The sequence below is a fragment of the Streptomyces altiplanensis genome, assembly GCF_053591575.1.
Window position 1 is genome coordinate 1 of record NZ_JBSFUB010000034.1, and the last position, 16,261, is coordinate 16,261.

General features: G+C 71.9%; 12 protein-coding genes. 5 read left to right on the top strand and 7 right to left on the bottom strand.

Going from position 1 to position 16,261, the window contains the following annotated elements; genetic code table 11:
• The first annotated feature begins 669 nt into the window (after positions 1-669).
• Positions 670-1,407 carry a VOC family protein gene (locus tag ACWD0Y_RS17060; protein WP_450261149.1) on the top strand — a complete coding sequence of 246 codons (738 nt, stop codon included), beginning with the start codon at positions 670-672 and terminating at the stop codon, positions 1,405-1,407.
• 349 nt (positions 1,408-1,756) lie between these two features.
• Here the strand turns inward: ACWD0Y_RS17060 and ACWD0Y_RS17065 are convergent, their stop codons facing one another.
• Positions 1,757-4,183, bottom strand: a complete 2,427-nt coding sequence (locus ACWD0Y_RS17065; RefSeq protein WP_450261150.1) for an ABC transporter permease — start codon at positions 4,181-4,183, stop codon at positions 1,757-1,759.
• A complete protein-coding gene (locus ACWD0Y_RS17070; protein WP_450261151.1) occupies positions 4,180-4,872 on the bottom strand; it encodes an ABC transporter ATP-binding protein in 693 nt (230 codons plus the stop codon). Before ACWD0Y_RS17070 ends, ACWD0Y_RS17065 begins: the two co-directional genes overlap by 4 nt.
• A 220-nt stretch (positions 4,873-5,092) precedes the next feature.
• Here ACWD0Y_RS17070 and ACWD0Y_RS17075 point away from each other — a divergent pair, with 220 nt between their 5' ends.
• The 3 genes from ACWD0Y_RS17075 (at position 5,093) to ACWD0Y_RS17085 (ending at position 9,290) form a co-directional block, all read left to right on the top strand.
• A complete protein-coding gene (locus ACWD0Y_RS17075) occupies positions 5,093-6,391 on the top strand; it encodes a sensor histidine kinase (RefSeq protein ID WP_450261152.1) in 1,299 nt (432 codons plus the stop codon).
• 2 nt (positions 6,392-6,393) lie between these two features.
• Entirely contained in the window at positions 6,394-7,074 is a 681-nt protein-coding gene (locus ACWD0Y_RS17080; RefSeq protein WP_450261153.1) for a response regulator, read from the top strand.
• An 827-nt stretch (positions 7,075-7,901) separates the two neighbouring features.
• Complete coding sequence (locus tag ACWD0Y_RS17085; RefSeq protein WP_450261154.1) at positions 7,902-9,290, top strand: MFS transporter; 1,389 nt, start codon at positions 7,902-7,904, stop codon at positions 9,288-9,290.
• Between the two features lie 97 nt (positions 9,291-9,387).
• Here the strand turns inward: ACWD0Y_RS17085 and ACWD0Y_RS17090 are convergent, their stop codons facing one another.
• The 4 genes from ACWD0Y_RS17090 to lnt all read right to left on the bottom strand — a co-directional run bounded on the left by ACWD0Y_RS17090 (position 9,388) and on the right by lnt (position 14,350).
• Positions 9,388-11,298: a helix-turn-helix domain-containing protein gene (locus tag ACWD0Y_RS17090; protein ID WP_450261155.1), complete on the bottom strand. Its 1,911-nt coding sequence runs from the start codon at positions 11,296-11,298 to the stop codon at positions 9,388-9,390.
• Positions 11,299-11,314: 16 nt separating this feature from the next.
• The gene (locus ACWD0Y_RS17095) at positions 11,315-12,130 is read right to left on the bottom strand and encodes a 3-hydroxybutyrate dehydrogenase (RefSeq protein WP_450261156.1); all 816 of its coding nucleotides are present in this window, start codon (positions 12,128-12,130) and stop codon (positions 11,315-11,317) included.
• A 55-nt stretch (positions 12,131-12,185) separates the two neighbouring features.
• The gene (locus ACWD0Y_RS17100) at positions 12,186-12,665 is read right to left on the bottom strand and encodes an NUDIX hydrolase (RefSeq protein WP_093802375.1); all 480 of its coding nucleotides are present in this window, start codon (positions 12,663-12,665) and stop codon (positions 12,186-12,188) included.
• 68 nt (positions 12,666-12,733) lie between these two features.
• Positions 12,734-14,350, bottom strand: a complete 1,617-nt coding sequence (lnt, locus tag ACWD0Y_RS17105) for an apolipoprotein N-acyltransferase (RefSeq protein WP_450261157.1) — start codon at positions 14,348-14,350, stop codon at positions 12,734-12,736.
• A 186-nt stretch (positions 14,351-14,536) separates the two neighbouring features.
• Here lnt and ACWD0Y_RS17110 point away from each other — a divergent pair, with 186 nt between their 5' ends.
• Entirely contained in the window at positions 14,537-15,664 is a 1,128-nt protein-coding gene (locus tag ACWD0Y_RS17110) for an O-antigen ligase family protein (protein ID WP_450261158.1), read from the top strand.
• A gap of 39 nt (positions 15,665-15,703) precedes the next feature.
• On the opposite strand, the gene ACWD0Y_RS17115 is transcribed toward ACWD0Y_RS17110, so the two are convergent.
• On the bottom strand, positions 15,704-16,249 hold the full coding sequence (locus ACWD0Y_RS17115; protein ID WP_450261159.1) for a hypothetical protein: 546 nt from the start codon (positions 16,247-16,249) through the stop codon (positions 15,704-15,706).
• Positions 16,250-16,261: the final 12 nt, after the last annotated feature.

The window sequence follows — 16,261 nt, forward strand, 5'->3', positions numbered from 1 at the left end:
TCGCCGGGCCTGCGGACGGTGGAGGTTCTGGTCGCCGTTCATACCTGAGCACGTGCCCCGGCCGCCGCCCGTTAACCAGGGAAGGAAAACCCCGCCGAGTACCCCCCACGCCCTCATGTAGTCACCCGGAAAACGGAGAACCGGACGCGAGGCAGTTCCCGCAGGACCGGCACGGCTCGCACGGCTCACGGACAACACCGGCCGCGCCGTGGACAGCACAGTGGCGGCACCTGATCGCTGTACGAGTGAGCCGTGCGCCGCGCACCCGGCACTCGGGGTCCTGACCTTCGTATCGTTCTGGCGTGTTCGACGGCCACCCGCACCGTCCACGAGGTCCGGCCGCTCCTGGCGGCCCGTGGATTCGCCGTCACCGGCCACCCCGGCCTGCGCCTTCGTACCCCGGCGGACGTCTTCGCGTACGCGGCGGCCGAAGGTGTCGAGCTGCGCGTCGACGGCACGGAAGTCCAGGTACGCCGCCCACGGGCCGACAATCCCGGCCTCCGCGCCTTCGTCTCGGGCAAGAAAAATGAAGAAGACGCACACCGAGAAAGCCACCCTCATCACCGACGGGAAGGGCCACCCACTCGCGATCAACCGATTGCCATATGTGCAGCAGGAGAGCCTGGACTCGCACGCCTGTCCGATGGGGGATCACCTAGGGTGTGCGGCATGACATTGCAGCTTGTTCAGGTGAACTTCAAGGCCCGGGACGACTCGGCGCTCGGCCGGTTCTGGGCTGAGGTGCTCGGCTGGGGTGTTTCCAGCGAAGGGCCCGGCGTCACCAACCTGGAACCCGTGGGCTTCGACTGGCCGGACCCGTCCGCCGTCTGCGTCGATCTCGTCCGCGTCCCGGATCCGGAGACGGTGAAGTACCGCGTGCACATCGAGCTCGCCACCACCTCCGACGCCCATCAGGCGGAGTTGGTCGCACGTCTGAAGGAGCTCGGGGCGACGCCCGTCGATGTGGGCCGGGGCGACGCGCCGTGGACGGTGATGGCCGACCCGGAGGGCAACGTGTTCAGCGTCCTGGAGCCCCGGGAGCTCTACCGGGACACCGGGCCGGTAGCCGCCGTGGTCGTCGACTGCGCAGACCCACGGGCCATGACCCGGTTCTGGGGCGAGGCGATCGACTGGACCGTCCACGAGCTGACCGACGACCGCGCTCTGCTGCGCTCCGTCAAGGGCGTCGGGCCGTATCTGGAGTTCCGTCGCACGCCCGACGACGAGGTCGTATGGAACCGCATCCATCTCGACGTGATGTCCGACCCCGTCGAGGATCAGGCGAAGGAGGTCGCCCGGCTCGAAGACCTCGGCGCGGTACGGACCGACGTGGGTCAGGGGGACGTCTCCTGGGTCGTCCTGGCCGACCCGGCGGGCAACGAGTTCTGCGTCCTCGGCCGGGGCTGACGCGCGACTCCGTCCGCTCCCTCGCCGCGGTGCGGCAGTCCGCGGCGCCGGGCCCCGCCCTCCCCGCTCATTCACTCCAGCCTCGCCGAGACCAGACGCCTGATCACCCGCCTCACCCACCGCCGGCCGCATCAGTCACTACGAACAACGCGGACACAGCCCACGAAACCAACTGAACGTCAGCGCAAGCACTGTTGCGGTACCAGGCCCTGACGGGCCGGAGTACGCGCCGTTCCGCGGCTGGTTCCGGGGCCGGAACACGACGATTGGGCGGTCCGGTGCCAGGCAGAGGCGGCCCGGCCCCGCGGACCTGGCGGAACTGCCCCAGCGGCTCGCGCTCCGCCGGACGCTACTCGGTGCGCAGCGCCACGGCCGTACGCGCCCTGGCCGCCCAGCCGGCCGGGGCCAGCGCGCCCAGCATCGCGATCACGACCCCGCCCAGCCCCAGCAGGAGCAGCTGAACAGGCTCGTACACATCGAGGACCGGCGACGGCAGACTGGTGCCCACGGCACGCCCCATCACCGGCATGACGAGGCCGTGCAGCGCGTACCCCGCCGGCACGCCGATCAGTCCGCCGATCACACCGATCACGGCCACCGAGGCGAGCACGAGGCTCATGGTCTGCCGCGGCGACATGCCGATCGCCTTGCAGACGCCCAGGTCGTGGATGCGTTCCCGGGTGTCCAGGACCACGGAGTTGAGTATGCCGAGGCCGGCCACGGCGACCAGCATCAGGGTGAGCAGCACCGCCATCGCGGACATGATGAGGATGACGCCCTCCTGCCCCGAGGGGGCGTTGGCCGTGGCGTCGCCGCCCAGCGGCTGTACGACCGCGGCGATCTTCCGGGCGTACTCGTCGGCGGAGACGCCGGACTTCGTCTCGACGAAGAAGGCACTGGGTTCGGCCGATGCGAAGTCGGCCATGTCCGCGTGGATCTCCAGTTCGCTGCCCGAGGTGTCGAAGGACTCGCCCACGATCCGCAGGTTCGCGGTCTCCTTCTCGTAGGTCACCCGCGCCGTGTCACCGACCTTGGTGCTGGTCCGTTCCAGGAAGCGCGTGGGCACCACGGCCTGCCCCGTACCGGTGATCCAGTGCCCGGAGAGCATCTCGTAGCTGCCGGAGCGCGCGTCGCCCTCATAGAGGCTGGCCCGAACCGATCCGGAGATCCCGGCCACGGCGACCTCGGTCCGGGCCTTGCCGTAGTACGACCCCGTGCCCGCCTGCGACGTGATGGCAGACCGCACCTTCGCCGGGTCGGCGACCTCGGGTCCGGCTACGGGTGAGGGGCTTGGCGCGCTGCCGCCCGCGGGGGACGTGCTTGCCGCGCTGCCCCCCGCGGGAGGAGGCGGAGGGGGAGCTACGTTGTTCAGCCTGGTGGTCGTGACCGTCACCGCGGCACGGCTGTCGGGGTCCTGCGAGGCGCCAATCTCGGTCAGGGACGAGGTCAGCCCCACCGCGAAGGTTGCCGCGACCGTACCGAACGCCACCGCGAGCAGCATCGCGAGCGTACGGACCGGATGCGTGAAGGGGGTGGCGAGACCGTAGGTCACCGGGCGCGGCAGCGGCAGCAGCCCCGTCGCCCGGTGCGCCCACTGGCCGCGCCCCGTGCGCGGCGACCGGCCGACCGCGATGGCCTCGATCGTACGCAGCCTTCCGGCCCGCAGTGCGGGGACCAGCGCCGCGAGCCCCACGATGACCAGGGCGGCGGCCGGCACCGTGACGTCCACCCACCAGGCCACCGCAAGAGAGACGGTTCCGTACAACGCCCCGGTGTCCGCCAGCAGCGGCACTGCCAGGAGGTTTCCCAGGACGACCCCCAGGGCGATGCCGGCACCGGCCGGAATCAGCGCCTGGGCCACGTAGGCGCGTACGACCTCGCGTGGAGTGAAGCCGATGGCCTTGAGAATGCCGATTCTGCGCCGGCTGGTGCCGACCGCCCCACTGATCACACCACTGACGATGATCACCGACATCACGATGCCGAGCACGCCGAACGCCATCACGAACGGGACGGTCGCCGCCGCGCCCTGATCAGCGGCGCGCTTGGTGTCCAGCCAGGACTGGGTGCCCAGCAGCGCCCCGGGCTCCACTGAGGCGGCGATCTTCTTCCGGCTGGCGAGGATCTGCTCCTTCGTGCTCGCGGAGTCGAAGCGGTAGAGCATCTGACGCGTGACCGGGCTGCCCTCCGACGCCAGCGCGTCGACCTGTGCGGGGGTCGCCCAGGCGTCGGCGGTCCGGCCGGCCGACACGGCGAAGCCGACGATCGAAAGGACTGGGGCGTTCTCGGAGTCCGAGGCCCTCAAGGTGGCGCCGATCCCGATGGCGGGCCCCTCGAACGACGCGGCGAGCACGATTTCGCCCTGCTTCCGTGCCCACCGGCCGGACTTCAGATCCACGCGGTCCACGTCGCCGTCCGGACCGGACCGCCCTACCAGGGTCAGCGCCGGCAGGGGGAAGTCCGTCCGATCCACCGGGCGCAGCGCCGTGGACGGGTACGGTCCCGCGCTCGCGGTGACGCCGGCCAGTTTCCCGGTCTCCGCCAGCTGCGCCGCACTCGCCCTGGCCGGATCGAACTGGGCGGTGATGTGCGCACCCTGCTGTTCCCCGAAGGCGCGGTCGAAGGGCGCGGCCGCGGCGACCATCAGCGACCCGGCTACCACGGCCGACGCCACGGCCATCATCGTGGCCACGGCGATCACCACGGTCTGCACCCGCCGCCGGCCCACCCCGGAGCGTACGACCCGGCCCATCGCGCCGGTACCGAACAGGCTCATCGGACGGCCTGCGCGGACGAGTCGAGGGCGACGTGACCGTCGACCAGGTGAATCGTGCGGCTCGCGCATTCCTCCGCCAGCGTCAGGTCGTGCGTCACCAGCACGATGGTCTGTCCGGCACGGTGCAGATCCATCAGCAGATCGCGGACGTCGTGTCCCGAGGCGGTGTCGAGCGCACCGGTGGGCTCGTCGGCGAGCAGCAGCGCGGGCCGGTTGACCAACGCCCGGGCGACCGCGACCCGCTGGCGTTCCCCTCCGGACAGCCGGCCCGGGTAGGCGCGGGCATGCCTCTGGATCCCCAGCATCTCCATGAGCTCACCCGCGCGGGCCGCGGCCTTGCGCCGGCCGGTCCCGGTCAGCTGGGCCGGGAGCTGGATGTTGTCGGTGACGGTGAGGTCGTCGAGAAGATTGAAGAACTGGAAGACCATGCCGATGTACTCGCGACGGAACGTGGCGAGGGTGTGCTCACTCAGCTGGTCGATCCGTCGCCCGGCCACGATCACGGCGCCGTCGGTCGGCTTGTCCAGACCGGCGACGAGGTTCAGCAGCGTGGACTTGCCGCTGCCGGAAGGGCCCGTGACGGCAAGGGCCTCACCCTTGGCGACGCCGAGCGTGAGCGGCCCCAGCGCCGGTGTGCCGGCGCTGTCGTAACGCTTCGCCACACCCTCCAGTTCGATCACCTGATGCATACGAGTTGTCCGTCCTTACGGTCGCGGGAGGCACATGCCGTTGCCGGTCCCGTGAACCTAGGGGCGGCCGCGCAGGGGCGCGTCGGCCGCGGAACCGACATCAGGCCGTCCCCGCGGAGGATTCGGCGGCGGAGTCCTACCTGAGAAGTAGTCCTCCGGGGCAACGCCCTGGCCGGACGGGCGGACGCGGGCCGGGCGGAGAGCGCAGCACAATGTGCGGATGGAGACGGAAGGCCGGCGCGGCCGGCACCAGCAGCTCATCGACGCGCTACGCCCGGAGGCGAAGGCCGCCCCGCTGTCCCGGCGAGCGGTGCGCGCCGATGTGGTGCTGGCGGTCGTACTGACCGTCGTCGCCCTGTTCGTGGCGGTGCGCTATCCCGGCGAAGGGCCGGTGAACATCAACCCCCCTACGGTGGACACCGGGACCGGGGTCCCGACCCCGCCCTCGCCGCCCGGCCCTGGTCAGGCGCCCGTGGAGGAAGAACCCTCCTCCGTGCCCTGGGCCCTGGTCGTCCTGGCGACGCTGCCACTGGCAGCCCGGCGCCGGTATCCGCTGACCCTGTTCGTGGTGGTGCTGGGCGCGGCACTGGCCATCGGCGGCTCCGCCTCCTGGATCACCGTCCTGGCCTGTGTCATCGGTGCCTACAGCGCCGTCGTGTACAGCCGTTACCGGATAACGGCGATCGCCGTCCTGGTGATCGCCGCCGCGCTGTCCGGTTTCGCTTTCCGCGACGCGGAACCCGTGCTCCCCGGATGGTCCAGCCCGGGATTCGTGCTCCTGGTGGCCGGGATGCTGGCCAGCCTCGTCCGCTTCCTGCACCTGCGACTGGCCTCCAGCCGGGACCGGATCACAGCACTGCGGTCGGCTCAGGAGGAGGCCACGCGCCGCGCCGTCGAGGAGGAGCGTGCCCGCATCGCCGCCGAACTGCACGACGTGGTGACCCACAATGTGAGCGTGATGGTGATCCAGGCCGGTGCGGCCCGCAAAGTGATGGACGTGATGCCCGAGCAGTCGAAGGAGGCACTGCTGGCCGTCGAGGCGGGCGGCCGGGCCGCCATGGCCGAACTGCGCCATGTGATGGGCCTGTTGACCGCCCCGGATTACGAGAGGCCCGACGGCCTGGAGCCCCAGCCCGGGCTCGCGCAGCTCGACGCGCTCGTCGCACGCGTACGCGCCGCCGGTACGCCCGTGAGCGCCGGGGTGTCACTGCCGCCGGGCCCGCTGCCACCGGGGGTGGACCTCGCGGCGTATCGCGTCGTACAGGAGGCTCTGACCAACACGGTCAAACACGCGCGCGGCGCGCGGGCGTCCGTCGCCGTCGGTTACACCGACGACTGTCTGGAGATCGAGGTCACGGACACCGGCGGCGTCAAGGGTTCCCCGCCGGTGGAGAGCAACGGCCGTGGCCACCTGGGGCTGCGCGAACGGTTGGCCGTCTACCGGGGCGAGCTGACGGCCGGGCCGACGGACACCGGCGGCTACCGGGTCACGGCCCGTATCCCACGGAGCACCGTATGAACATGAAGCAACCACCGCTGCGCGCCGTCATCGCCGACGACCAAGCCCTCGTACGCACCGGTTTCAAGATGATCCTGGCCGCGGACGGCATCGAAGTGACGGCCGAGGCGGCCGACGGGGCCGAGGCTGTCGCAGCGGTCCGCCGCACGCGGCCCGACGTCGTCCTCATGGACATCCGGATGCCGGAGATGGACGGCATCGAGGCCACCAGGCGCATCATCGGCGACGCCGGCCCGGACGGACCGCGGGTCATCATCCTCACCACATACGACCTCGACCACTACGTCTACGCCGCGCTCACGGCCGGCGCCAGCGGCTTCCTGCTCAAGGACGTCACCCCCGAGCACCTGGTCTGCGCCCTACGCCTCGTGCGGACCGGTGACGCCCTCCTCGCGCCCACGATCACCCGCCGGCTGATCGAGCGCTTCGCCCCTCACGACGAACCGCAGACCATCGCCCCGCACCGCGATCTGTCCGGCCTGACCCCGCGCGAGCTCGAGGTGCTCCGCCTGCTCGCGACGGGCCTCAGCAATGCCGAACTCGCCTCCCGGCTGTTCCTCAGCCCGACCACGGTCAAGAGCCACGTCGGCCGCATCCTGTCGAAGCTGGACCTGCGCGACCGGGTCCAGGCCGTCGTCTTCGCATACGAGACGGGGCTGATCGCCCCGGGCGGGGACGTCTAGCGTCTGTCGCCAGCTGATCTCCGATCGCAGATCACGGTCGGGTGATGAGCCGCCATGAACTGGACTTTCCCCGTGATGCTGCACGCTCGTTCTTTGCGCCGCGAGGCCGTGCTCCTGCTTGTGTCGCTGCCGGATCTCCAGCGGGGTGAGGCGCCCCCGGGCCGGATGCTTCCGCAGCCGTCTGCGGTCGCAGAAGGTCTCGGTGAAGGTGAAGATCTCCGTGCGGGCGGTGGTCCGGCCGGGCCAGCGGCGGGTTCCGGTCTCCTCTTTGATTTGAGCAGTGCGAAGAAACTCTCGGCGGCGGCGTTGTCCTGGCACGATCCGGTTCGCCCTGTGCTCTGCCGCAGTCCCGACTTGCTTGTTTCCCGGCGGAGTTCATCAGAGGTGTACTCCGGTCCGCGATCGGAAGGTGTGATGAGGGGTCGGCGAACGTGCCCGGGGGCCGGGGGGCTGCCCGACGGTGAAGTCCGCCCCGGAACCGGCAGGCCGGACCGAAGGAACGCTCGACAGGAACCACGCCCCCGGGGCACGGCCCCGTACCTGCTGAACTCCGTGTACGGGCTGAGAGCCCTGGGCGCGGCTTCGGACCGCCGCGGCCCCTGTCCGGCATCGCCGACAGGATCCCGCCGGTTCTGCGGGCGGCGGCTTCGGCCGGTGGGAGTTCCGGCCGCGCACTGCTCGGAGCAGCGTCCACGTGTCTGTCATGGTGGCCGCGGGCACAGCCGCCCCCGCAACTATGGTGTCCCGCCACATGTGACACTGACCTGCGCGTTCCTACGGTGTGGCGACACGGAAACGTCCCCGCCAACTGTCCGGAAGTGGTACTCATGGCCGCCCCAGCATCCGCCCCACCAGCGCCCAGTTCCCTCAAGCGCATCGTCGCCGCGAGCCTCATCGGGACCACAATCGAGTGGTACGACTTCTTTCTCTACGGGTCAGCTGCCGCGCTGGTCTTCAACAAGCTCTTCTTTCCCGACTCCGACCCTCTCGTCGGAACCCTGCTGGCCTTCCTGACCTACGCGGTCGGCTTCGCCGCCAGGCCGCTCGGAGCTCTTGTCTTCGGGCATTACGGTGACCGGCTCGGCCGTAAGAAGCTGCTGGTGCTGAGCCTGCTGCTGATGGGCGGTGCCACCTTCGCCATCGGTCTGCTACCGACGCACGCCTCGATCGGCTCCGTCGCGCCCGTCCTGCTCACCGTGCTGCGGCTCGTCCAGGGCTTCGCGCTCGGTGGCGAGTGGGGCGGGGCGGTGCTGCTGGTGTCGGAGCACGGCGACGCCAAGCGGCGTGGGTTCTGGGCTTCCTGGCCGCAGACCGGGGCGCCCGCCGGGCAACTGCTCGCCACCGGGGTGCTGTCCGCGCTGACCGCGCTGCTGTCGGAGTCCGCCTTCCTCGCATGGGGCTGGCGCATACCGTTCCTGCTGTCGGGCGTACTCGTGATCGTCGGTCTGTGGATTCGTCTCTCTGTCGATGAATCCCCTGTCTTCAAGGCCGCGCTGGCCCAGGCGGAGGCCCGCAAGAGCGCCTCCGCCGCCACCGAGAAGATGCCGCTGGTCGCCGTCCTCCGTCACCACTGGCGCGATGTGCTGATCGCGATGGGCGCCCGTATGGCGGAGAACATCAGCTACTACGTCATCACCGCCTTCATCCTCGTCTACGCGACGACGAAGGCGGATCTGAGCAAGCAGACGGCGCTCAACGCGGTACTGATCGCATCGGCCGTCCACTTCGCCGTGATCCCTGTCTGGGGCGCCCTGTCGGACCGGTTCGGGCGCAGGCCCGTCTACCTGCTCGGTGCGGTCGGGATCGGGCTCTGGATGTTCCCGTTCTTCATGCTCATCGACTCCAGCAGCTTCGGGAGCCTTCTCCTCGCCGTCACGGTCGGGCTCGTCTTCCACGGGGCGATGTACGCGCCGCAGGCCGCCTTCTTCTCGGAGATGTTCGCGACCCGGATGCGCTACTCCGGCGCCTCGATCGGCGCGCAGTTCTCCTCGGTCGCGGCCGGCGCCCCGGCGCCGCTGATCGCCACCGCCCTCCTCAACGACTACGGCAGCTCCACACCGATCGCCCTGTACGTCATCGCCGCCGCGCTCCTCACAGTGGTCGCGGTCGGATGCGCGAAGGAGACCCGGCACCGGGATCTGGCGGACATCGAGGCCGGGTCGGGCAAGGGAGAGGAAGGCCCCGCCGTACGGGCCGCCGGCGCCCGTACCGTCTGAGCGGACGCGAGCCGAGCGGACGCGAGCCGAGCGGACGCGAGCGGCAGAGGAACAGCCACGCGCGGGAACGGTCTTCGGACGTTCCCGCGCGTGGCTGTCAGCGCGTGATCGCCGACAACAGCCCGTGCAGCCGCAGCGCCAGCTGCACCTCCAGCGCCCGCTCCGGCGACTGCCAGTCCGCCCCCAGCAGCCTGCCGATGCGCTCCAGGCGCTGCGCCACCGTGTTGACGTGGACGTGCAGTTCGTCCTTCGTACGGGCAGGGCTCATCCCGCACGCGAAGTACGCGTCCAGGGTGCGCACCAAGTCGGTTCCCCGCCGCCGGTCGTACGCGACGACCTCGCCGATCGTGCGGCGTACGAACGCTTCGACGGCGCCGCCGGAACGGCCGTCCCCGCTGTCCGCGAGCAGCAGGCCAAGGAAGCCGAAATCCTCCGCCGCGGCGCCTTCACCGCAGCGGCCGAGCAGCCGCAGCGCGTCGACGCAGCGGCGTGCTTCCTCGTACGCCCCCGCCACCGCACCGGGGCGGGCCGCAGGCGCGTCCACCGGTCCCGAGGCTCCGACCGTGACGGGCTCGCGCAGGGCGCCTCCCAGGTGCTTCGCCGTCCGGCGTGCGAGGGCCGCGGCGCTGTCACCGCTGTCCAGCGGGAGCAGCAGCACGGTGCCGCCGTCGCGGGCCGCGGCGAGGCCCTGCCCGGTCGCCGCCAGGTGCGAGGCCGCGGACCAGAGCCGCCTGCGGTCCGCGCTCTCCCGCTCGACGCTGACCGTCCGCGGCGCTTCGATGCGGGCGGCGAGCACCACGTGGGAGGCGTCGAGGTCGGCGCGCAGCCGGGCGGCGCGTTCGCGCAGCAGGCGGGGGTCGCGGTCGGGGGCGTCGAGGAGGTCGTCGAGGAGTTCGCCCCGTACGCGCTGCTCGGCCTCACCCGCCGAACGCCTGGCCAGCAGCAGCAACGACGTCACCATGGCGGCGCGTTCGAGCGTGCGCTGGTCGACGGGGTCCAGGCCGGGGTGACCGTGCAGGACGAGTGCGCCGAGGAGTTCCCCGCCGGCCGAGACGGTGGCCACCCAGTCGTCACCGCGCCGCACCGCATGGCCGTCCGCTCCCGTCGGCTCCCCCTCCGCGTCCGTGAACTCCACCGTTCCGTCCAGCACTTCGGACACCGCGCGCGCCACGTCGTCGACGCCGCCGCCGCGCAGCACCAGTTCGGTGAGCCGGTCGTGCACGTCCGAGGCACGCTCGATGACGCCGCTGCGGTCGCGGATGATCTCGTTGGCCTTCTCCAGCTCGGCGAGCGCGGAGCGCGTCTCCGCCAGCAGGTTCGCGGTGTCGATGGCGACAGCGGCATGCGCGGCGAACGACCCGAGCAGGGCGATCTGCTCGCGCTCGAAGACGCGGGCGCGGCGGTCGGCGGCGAAGAGCACACCGATCACCTGGCTGCCGAGGGTGAGCGGTACGCCGAGGATCGCGACGAGCCCTTCGTCGCGTACGCCCGAGTCGATGGTCCAGGTGTGCTGGAAACGGGGGTCGTCGAAGTAGCTCTCGGTCGCGTAGGGGCGGGCGGTCTGGGCGACCAGCCCGCCGAGCCCCTCCCCCATGCCGAGGCGCAGCTGCTGGAAGCGCGCCGACACCGACCCTTCGGTGACCCGCATGTACGTGTCCCCCGCCACCGGGTCGTTGAGGCTCAGATACGCGACCTCCGTGCCGAGCAGCGACCGTGCCCGCTGCACGATCGCCGCCAGTACGGCGTCCAGATCACGCAGCCCGGCGAGGTCGTGGGCGGTCTCGTAGAGCGCGGACAGCTCGGCCTCGCGGCGCCGCCGCCCCTCCAGTTCGGCACGTACCCGCAGCGCGTGGAGCTTTGCGGTTTCGAGCGCGGCGAGTGTCTCGGGCGTCGCGCCGTCCGCACGGGCGACCAGCACGGGCCGCTCGTAGGCGTCGGCGGCGGCCCCGCGCGCGAGGAGCTCCAGGTAGGGGGTTTCGCTGCCGCTCTGTGGCTGGTCGTGGGACATGGGCACACTCAACCAGCTAGTGAGCGGTCCAGCCGCCGTCGAGGGGCAGCGAAGTTCCCGTGATGAACGACGCCTGGGGGCCGCACAGGTACGCCACGGCCTCGGCGACCTCGTCCGGTTCGAGGAGGCGCTTGAGCGCGCAGTCCTTGAGCAGTACGTCGGCGAGTACGCGCTCCTCCGGCAGCCCGTGGACGGCGGCCTGGTCGGCGATCTGCCGCTCGACGAGCGGGGTGCGGACGTACCCGGGGTTGACGCAGTTCGATGTGACGCCGTGCTCGGCGCCTTCGAGCGCCGCGGTCTTGGAGAGCCCTTCGAGGCCGTGCTTGGCGGCGACGTACGCCGACTTGTACGCGGAGGCGCGCAGCCCGTGCACGGAGGAGATGTTGACGATGCGCCCCCAGCCCTGCCCGTACATGTGCGGCAGCGCTCCCCGGATCAGCCGGAACGGCGCTTCGAGCATCACGGTCAGGACGGTGTGGAAGACGTCCGGGGGGAACTCCTCGATGGGGCGGACCAGCTGCAGTCCGGCGTTGTTCACCAGGATGTCCGTGCCCGCCGCCACCTGCTCCGCCGCGTCGAGGTCGGTGAGGTCCAGGGTCCGCGGCTCCACCGTGCCCGCCAGGCCCCGTGCCTGCCCGGTGAGGGTGCGGAGCCCTTCCGCGTCCCGGTCCACGGCTCTGACCTTGGCGCCGGCGGCCGCGAGCCGCAGCACGCAGGCGCGGCCGATGCCGCCCGCCGCGCCGGTGACGAGCGCGGTACGGCCGCCGAGGCCGGGTCCGGGTCCGGGTCCGGGTCCGGGTACGTGCGGTGAGGGTGTGGTGGGCGCGGTCATAGCCACGACACTAAGCAGAGCCCACCACACCACCCATGTGGTCGCGGCCCATACTTCAGAACTGCGTGGTGGGCTCGAACCATGTGGGTTCGTCCGTGACGGCCTGCTTGATCCTCAGGAGAGAGAACTCGCTGAGGTCCGGGAGCGCGTCCACCGGGAACCAGGCCACGTCCAGCGACTCGTCGTCGTTGACGCGCGCCTCACCGCCGACGGCCCGGCACCGGAACGTGATGTCCATGTACTGGCACCGGTCGCCGTTCGGATACTCGACCGGCTTCAGGGCCTGTACCAGAACGACGCGTTCCGCCACGCACTCCACGGCGGTCTCCTCGTACACCTCCCGCACGGCCGTCACCGCCGGCTGCTCCCCCGGGTCGGGGATGCCGCCGATGACCGACCACTTCCCGGTGTCGGTGCGGCGTCCGAGCAGCACTCTGCCCGCCTCGTCGAAGACGATGGCGCTGACGCCCGGCAGGAAGAGGAGCTGGTGACCCGCGGTGGCCCGGAGCTCGCGGATGAATTCGGGAGTTGCCATGGTCCGACCCTAACGGGGCGTTTCCGGGACGGAACTCACCCGGAACCCACCCGGAACTCGCCGGGGGCTCACTCCGACGTGCGCCGGCGGGCCCGTACGCCACGGAGAACGGCCCACCCGAGACCGGCTCCGGCGAGCGCCACCAGCACGCCCTCGGGAAGCGCGCCGAGGCGCGTCGCGGGGGTCAGCGAGGAGCGCAGCGGCACCTCGGCGACCAGGGCGTCCGGCGTGAACATCCGCGTCTTCTGCACGACCTCGCCGTCCGGCCGGATGACGGCACTGACCCCGCTGGTCACGGGAACGACGACGGCCCGGCTGTGCTCGACCGCCCGCACCCGCGACATCGCGAGCTGCTGGTACGTCATCTCGCTGCGCCCGAAGGTGGCGTTGTTGCTGGGTACGGTGATGAGCTGGGCCCCGCCCGTGACGGTGTCCCGCACCGCCCAGTCGAAGGCCGCCTCGTAGCAGGTGGCGAGCCCGACCTTGGTACCGGCGAGGTCGAAGACGCCCACCTTGTCGCCGGGGCCGAAGTCCCTGCGGACGCGGTCGACGTCGGAGCTGAAGAGCCGCACGAAGGAACGCATCGGGATGTACTCGCCGAACGGCTGGACGTGCCGCTTGTCGTACGTCGCGACAGGGCCGCGCTCCGGGTCCCACTCGATCAGGGTGTTGCGCAGCTTGCCCGTCTCCGGTGTGAGCACCGCTCCGACGACCGTCGGGGCGCCGATCGCGCGCACGGCGCGGTCGATCACCGTGCGGGCGTCGCTGTTGCGGTAGGGGTCGAGGTCGGAGGAGTTCTCCGGCCACAGGACGAAGTCGGGCCGGGGCACCTTGCCGGCCTCGACGTCCTCGGCGAGCTCTTCCGTACGCCGTGCGTGGTTGTCCAGCACCGCGCGGCGCTGGGCGTTGAAGTCGAGGCCCAGCCGCGGCACGTTGCCCTGGACCGCGGCGGCCGTCGCGGTGCCGTCCTGCGCGGAGTTGTCGACGAGCGGCAGGGCGGCCAGGGCGGCCGTGACCGGCACGACGACGCTCAGTGCCGCAAGGGCCGCTCCCCCGCGCGGTGTCCGGCGGGCCGAGCTGTACGTGCGGAACTGCCGCAGCGCCTCGTAAAGTCCGAAGCCGCACAGCACGACCGCGAAACCGAGGACGGGCGTGCCGCCGACCGCCGCAAGCGGCAGGAAGACGCTGTCCGCCTGGCCGAAGGCGATCTTGCCCCAGGGGAAACCGCCGAACGGTACGCGCGCGCGTGCCGCCTCGCCGAGGACCCACACGGCGGCGCCCCACACCGGCCAGAGCGGCAGCCGGGTCACCACGGCGATACCGGCGCAGCACGCGGCGACGAACAGGGCCTCGGCGGCGGCGAGCGCGAGCCACGGCACCGGGCCCACTTCTTCTCCCGTCCAGCTGAGCAGCGGCAGCAGGAAGCCGAGACCGGCGAGGAGGCCGAGGCCGAAGGCGGCCCGGGCCCGCCGCCCGTGCAGACACCACCCGAGCAGGGCGAAGCCCGGCAGCACCAGCCACCACAGCGGGCGGGGCGGGAAGCTGGCGTACAGCAGCAGACCGGAGAGTACGGCGGCCACGGGGGCCGCGAGCCGGGTCAGCATGCTTCTCCCGCGCGAGGGGGCGTCGGAGTGCGGGGCCAGCTGTTCTGCGGGCTGGTCCACGGCGGTGGGGGTGGCGCTCACGCAGCGGAGTCTACGGTGGCCGGGCGGGGTCCGGAGAGGGCGGTCCCGGCGACTGAGGCAACATTCCTGCGCAACCCGTACACACATCACCGCCCCTGCCGTTACCGTGTGCGCCAGTCCCTGGCACCTGGCCGGTTCGGGCCGTGGCCGACGGGATCCGTCTCTTGTCGTCGGGGGGTCGACGGGATGGCTGCACCGGCTGTACCGTCCGCCGCGCGCGAACGCGGCGCCCTCACCGACGCCGCCGGCGTCGTGATCCTCGGTGGCTGCGCCGTCTGGTCGCTGATCACCGCGACGGGCCGGGAGGCCAGGCCCGAAGGCGTCCTGCTGGCCGTGCTCGCCGTCGCCGGGGGTTACGCGTGCGGCCGTATCTGCGGCTCGCTGCTTCCGGTCGCCGCCGCCTCGGCCGCGGCCCTCGCCGCGCTCGCCCTGGCCGTCGCCCTGCGCCCGGACCAGGGCTTGCCGGGCGACTTGTCGGGTGCGGCCGCCGGCCAGGGCCCGGGGAGCCCGGGCGCGACCGCCGCACTGCTGGCGCTGGCCTCGGGGGCGGCCGGCTGTGCGGCATGGGCGGCGCGGCCGTGTCCGCCGCGGCTCGCGCTGTGGCTGCCGGCGCTCGGTGTGGCCGGTACGGCGCTGGTCCTCGGTTCGGCCGCCGGGTTCGCGGCGGCGCTCGGCGTGCTGCTGTGCTCCCTGGCAGCGGCCCGGATACGCCGCCGGGCGGTGGGGCTGGCGGGTCTCGCCCTGGTCGCGGGGCTCGTGACGGGCGGTTCGTGGGCGGTGGCCGAGGGCGCGTTGCCGGACGGTCTCACGGTCTCGCTGGAGAGCCGGCTGACGGTGGACCGGGTGCTGCTGTGGCGGGACGCGATGGATCTGGCCAAGGAGCATCCGGTGCGCGGCGCGGGCCCCGACCGGTTCGGCAGGCTCAGCCCCACCGCCCGGCAGATGCCGCACTCCGACGGCACACCCCGTTCGGCGCCGTTGCAGCAGGCCGCCGAGCAGGGCGTGCCGGGGGTCGTGCTGCTGGGCGCCGCCTTCGGCTGGATGCTGTACGGGCTGTGGTGCTCGCCGCGGTCCACGCCGGTCGTGCTGACCGCGGCGGCCGCGCTCACCGCACTGGCGGCCCTCGCGGGCACCGGCAACGCGCTCAGCTTCACGGCGGTGACGGCGGGCGCGGGGCTGCTGGCGGGGCTGGCCACGGCGCGGCAGCTGGACGACGGCGCGGCGGGCGCAACGGGGGACTCCGCTGAGGACGGCGCGGAGGACGGCGCGGCCGCTGTGGGCGCGAAGACGCGGGCACGCAGCCGTCAGCCGTAGAGCCCGCCCGGGGGTTCCTCCCCCGGTTACGGGCCCCGGTTACGGGGTCTTGCTGGTCGCGGCGGCGCGCAGGCACGCGCGGATGACGCGTACCGCCGTTTCCGCGTCGTCGACGGTCACCGTGAAGATCCGGCCGTCACCGAGGCGCAGGACGACTCCCTCGCCCCTGCGGACGATCACGGCCATCCCCTTCTCGGGGCGCCAGCGGTAGCCCCAGCCGCCCCACTGCCGTGGCGTGACACTCGGATCGAATTCCGCGCCCACCACATGGGCGAGCGGGATACGCCGACGGGGCAGGCCCATGTGGCCGCAGCGCACCTCGAACGTCTCGCTGTCGACCTTGACCGCCACATGGACGAAAGCGACGGTCCCGAACAGGATGAGCAGGCCGGCCGCCAGGCAGCCCACGACCGACATCAGCAGCGGAACGCTCCAGGGAGAGCCGAAGGCCAGCTGGACACCGAGCGCGAGGCAGCCGCCGCCGGCGACCGCGAGCAGCCACTGCGCGCGGTTGGTCGCACGGCCGCTCCATATCACGGGAGTGGGCTCTGTCCTGCGCGCCTTGCCGGAGGAGTGGTCACTCATACGAGCAGCGTA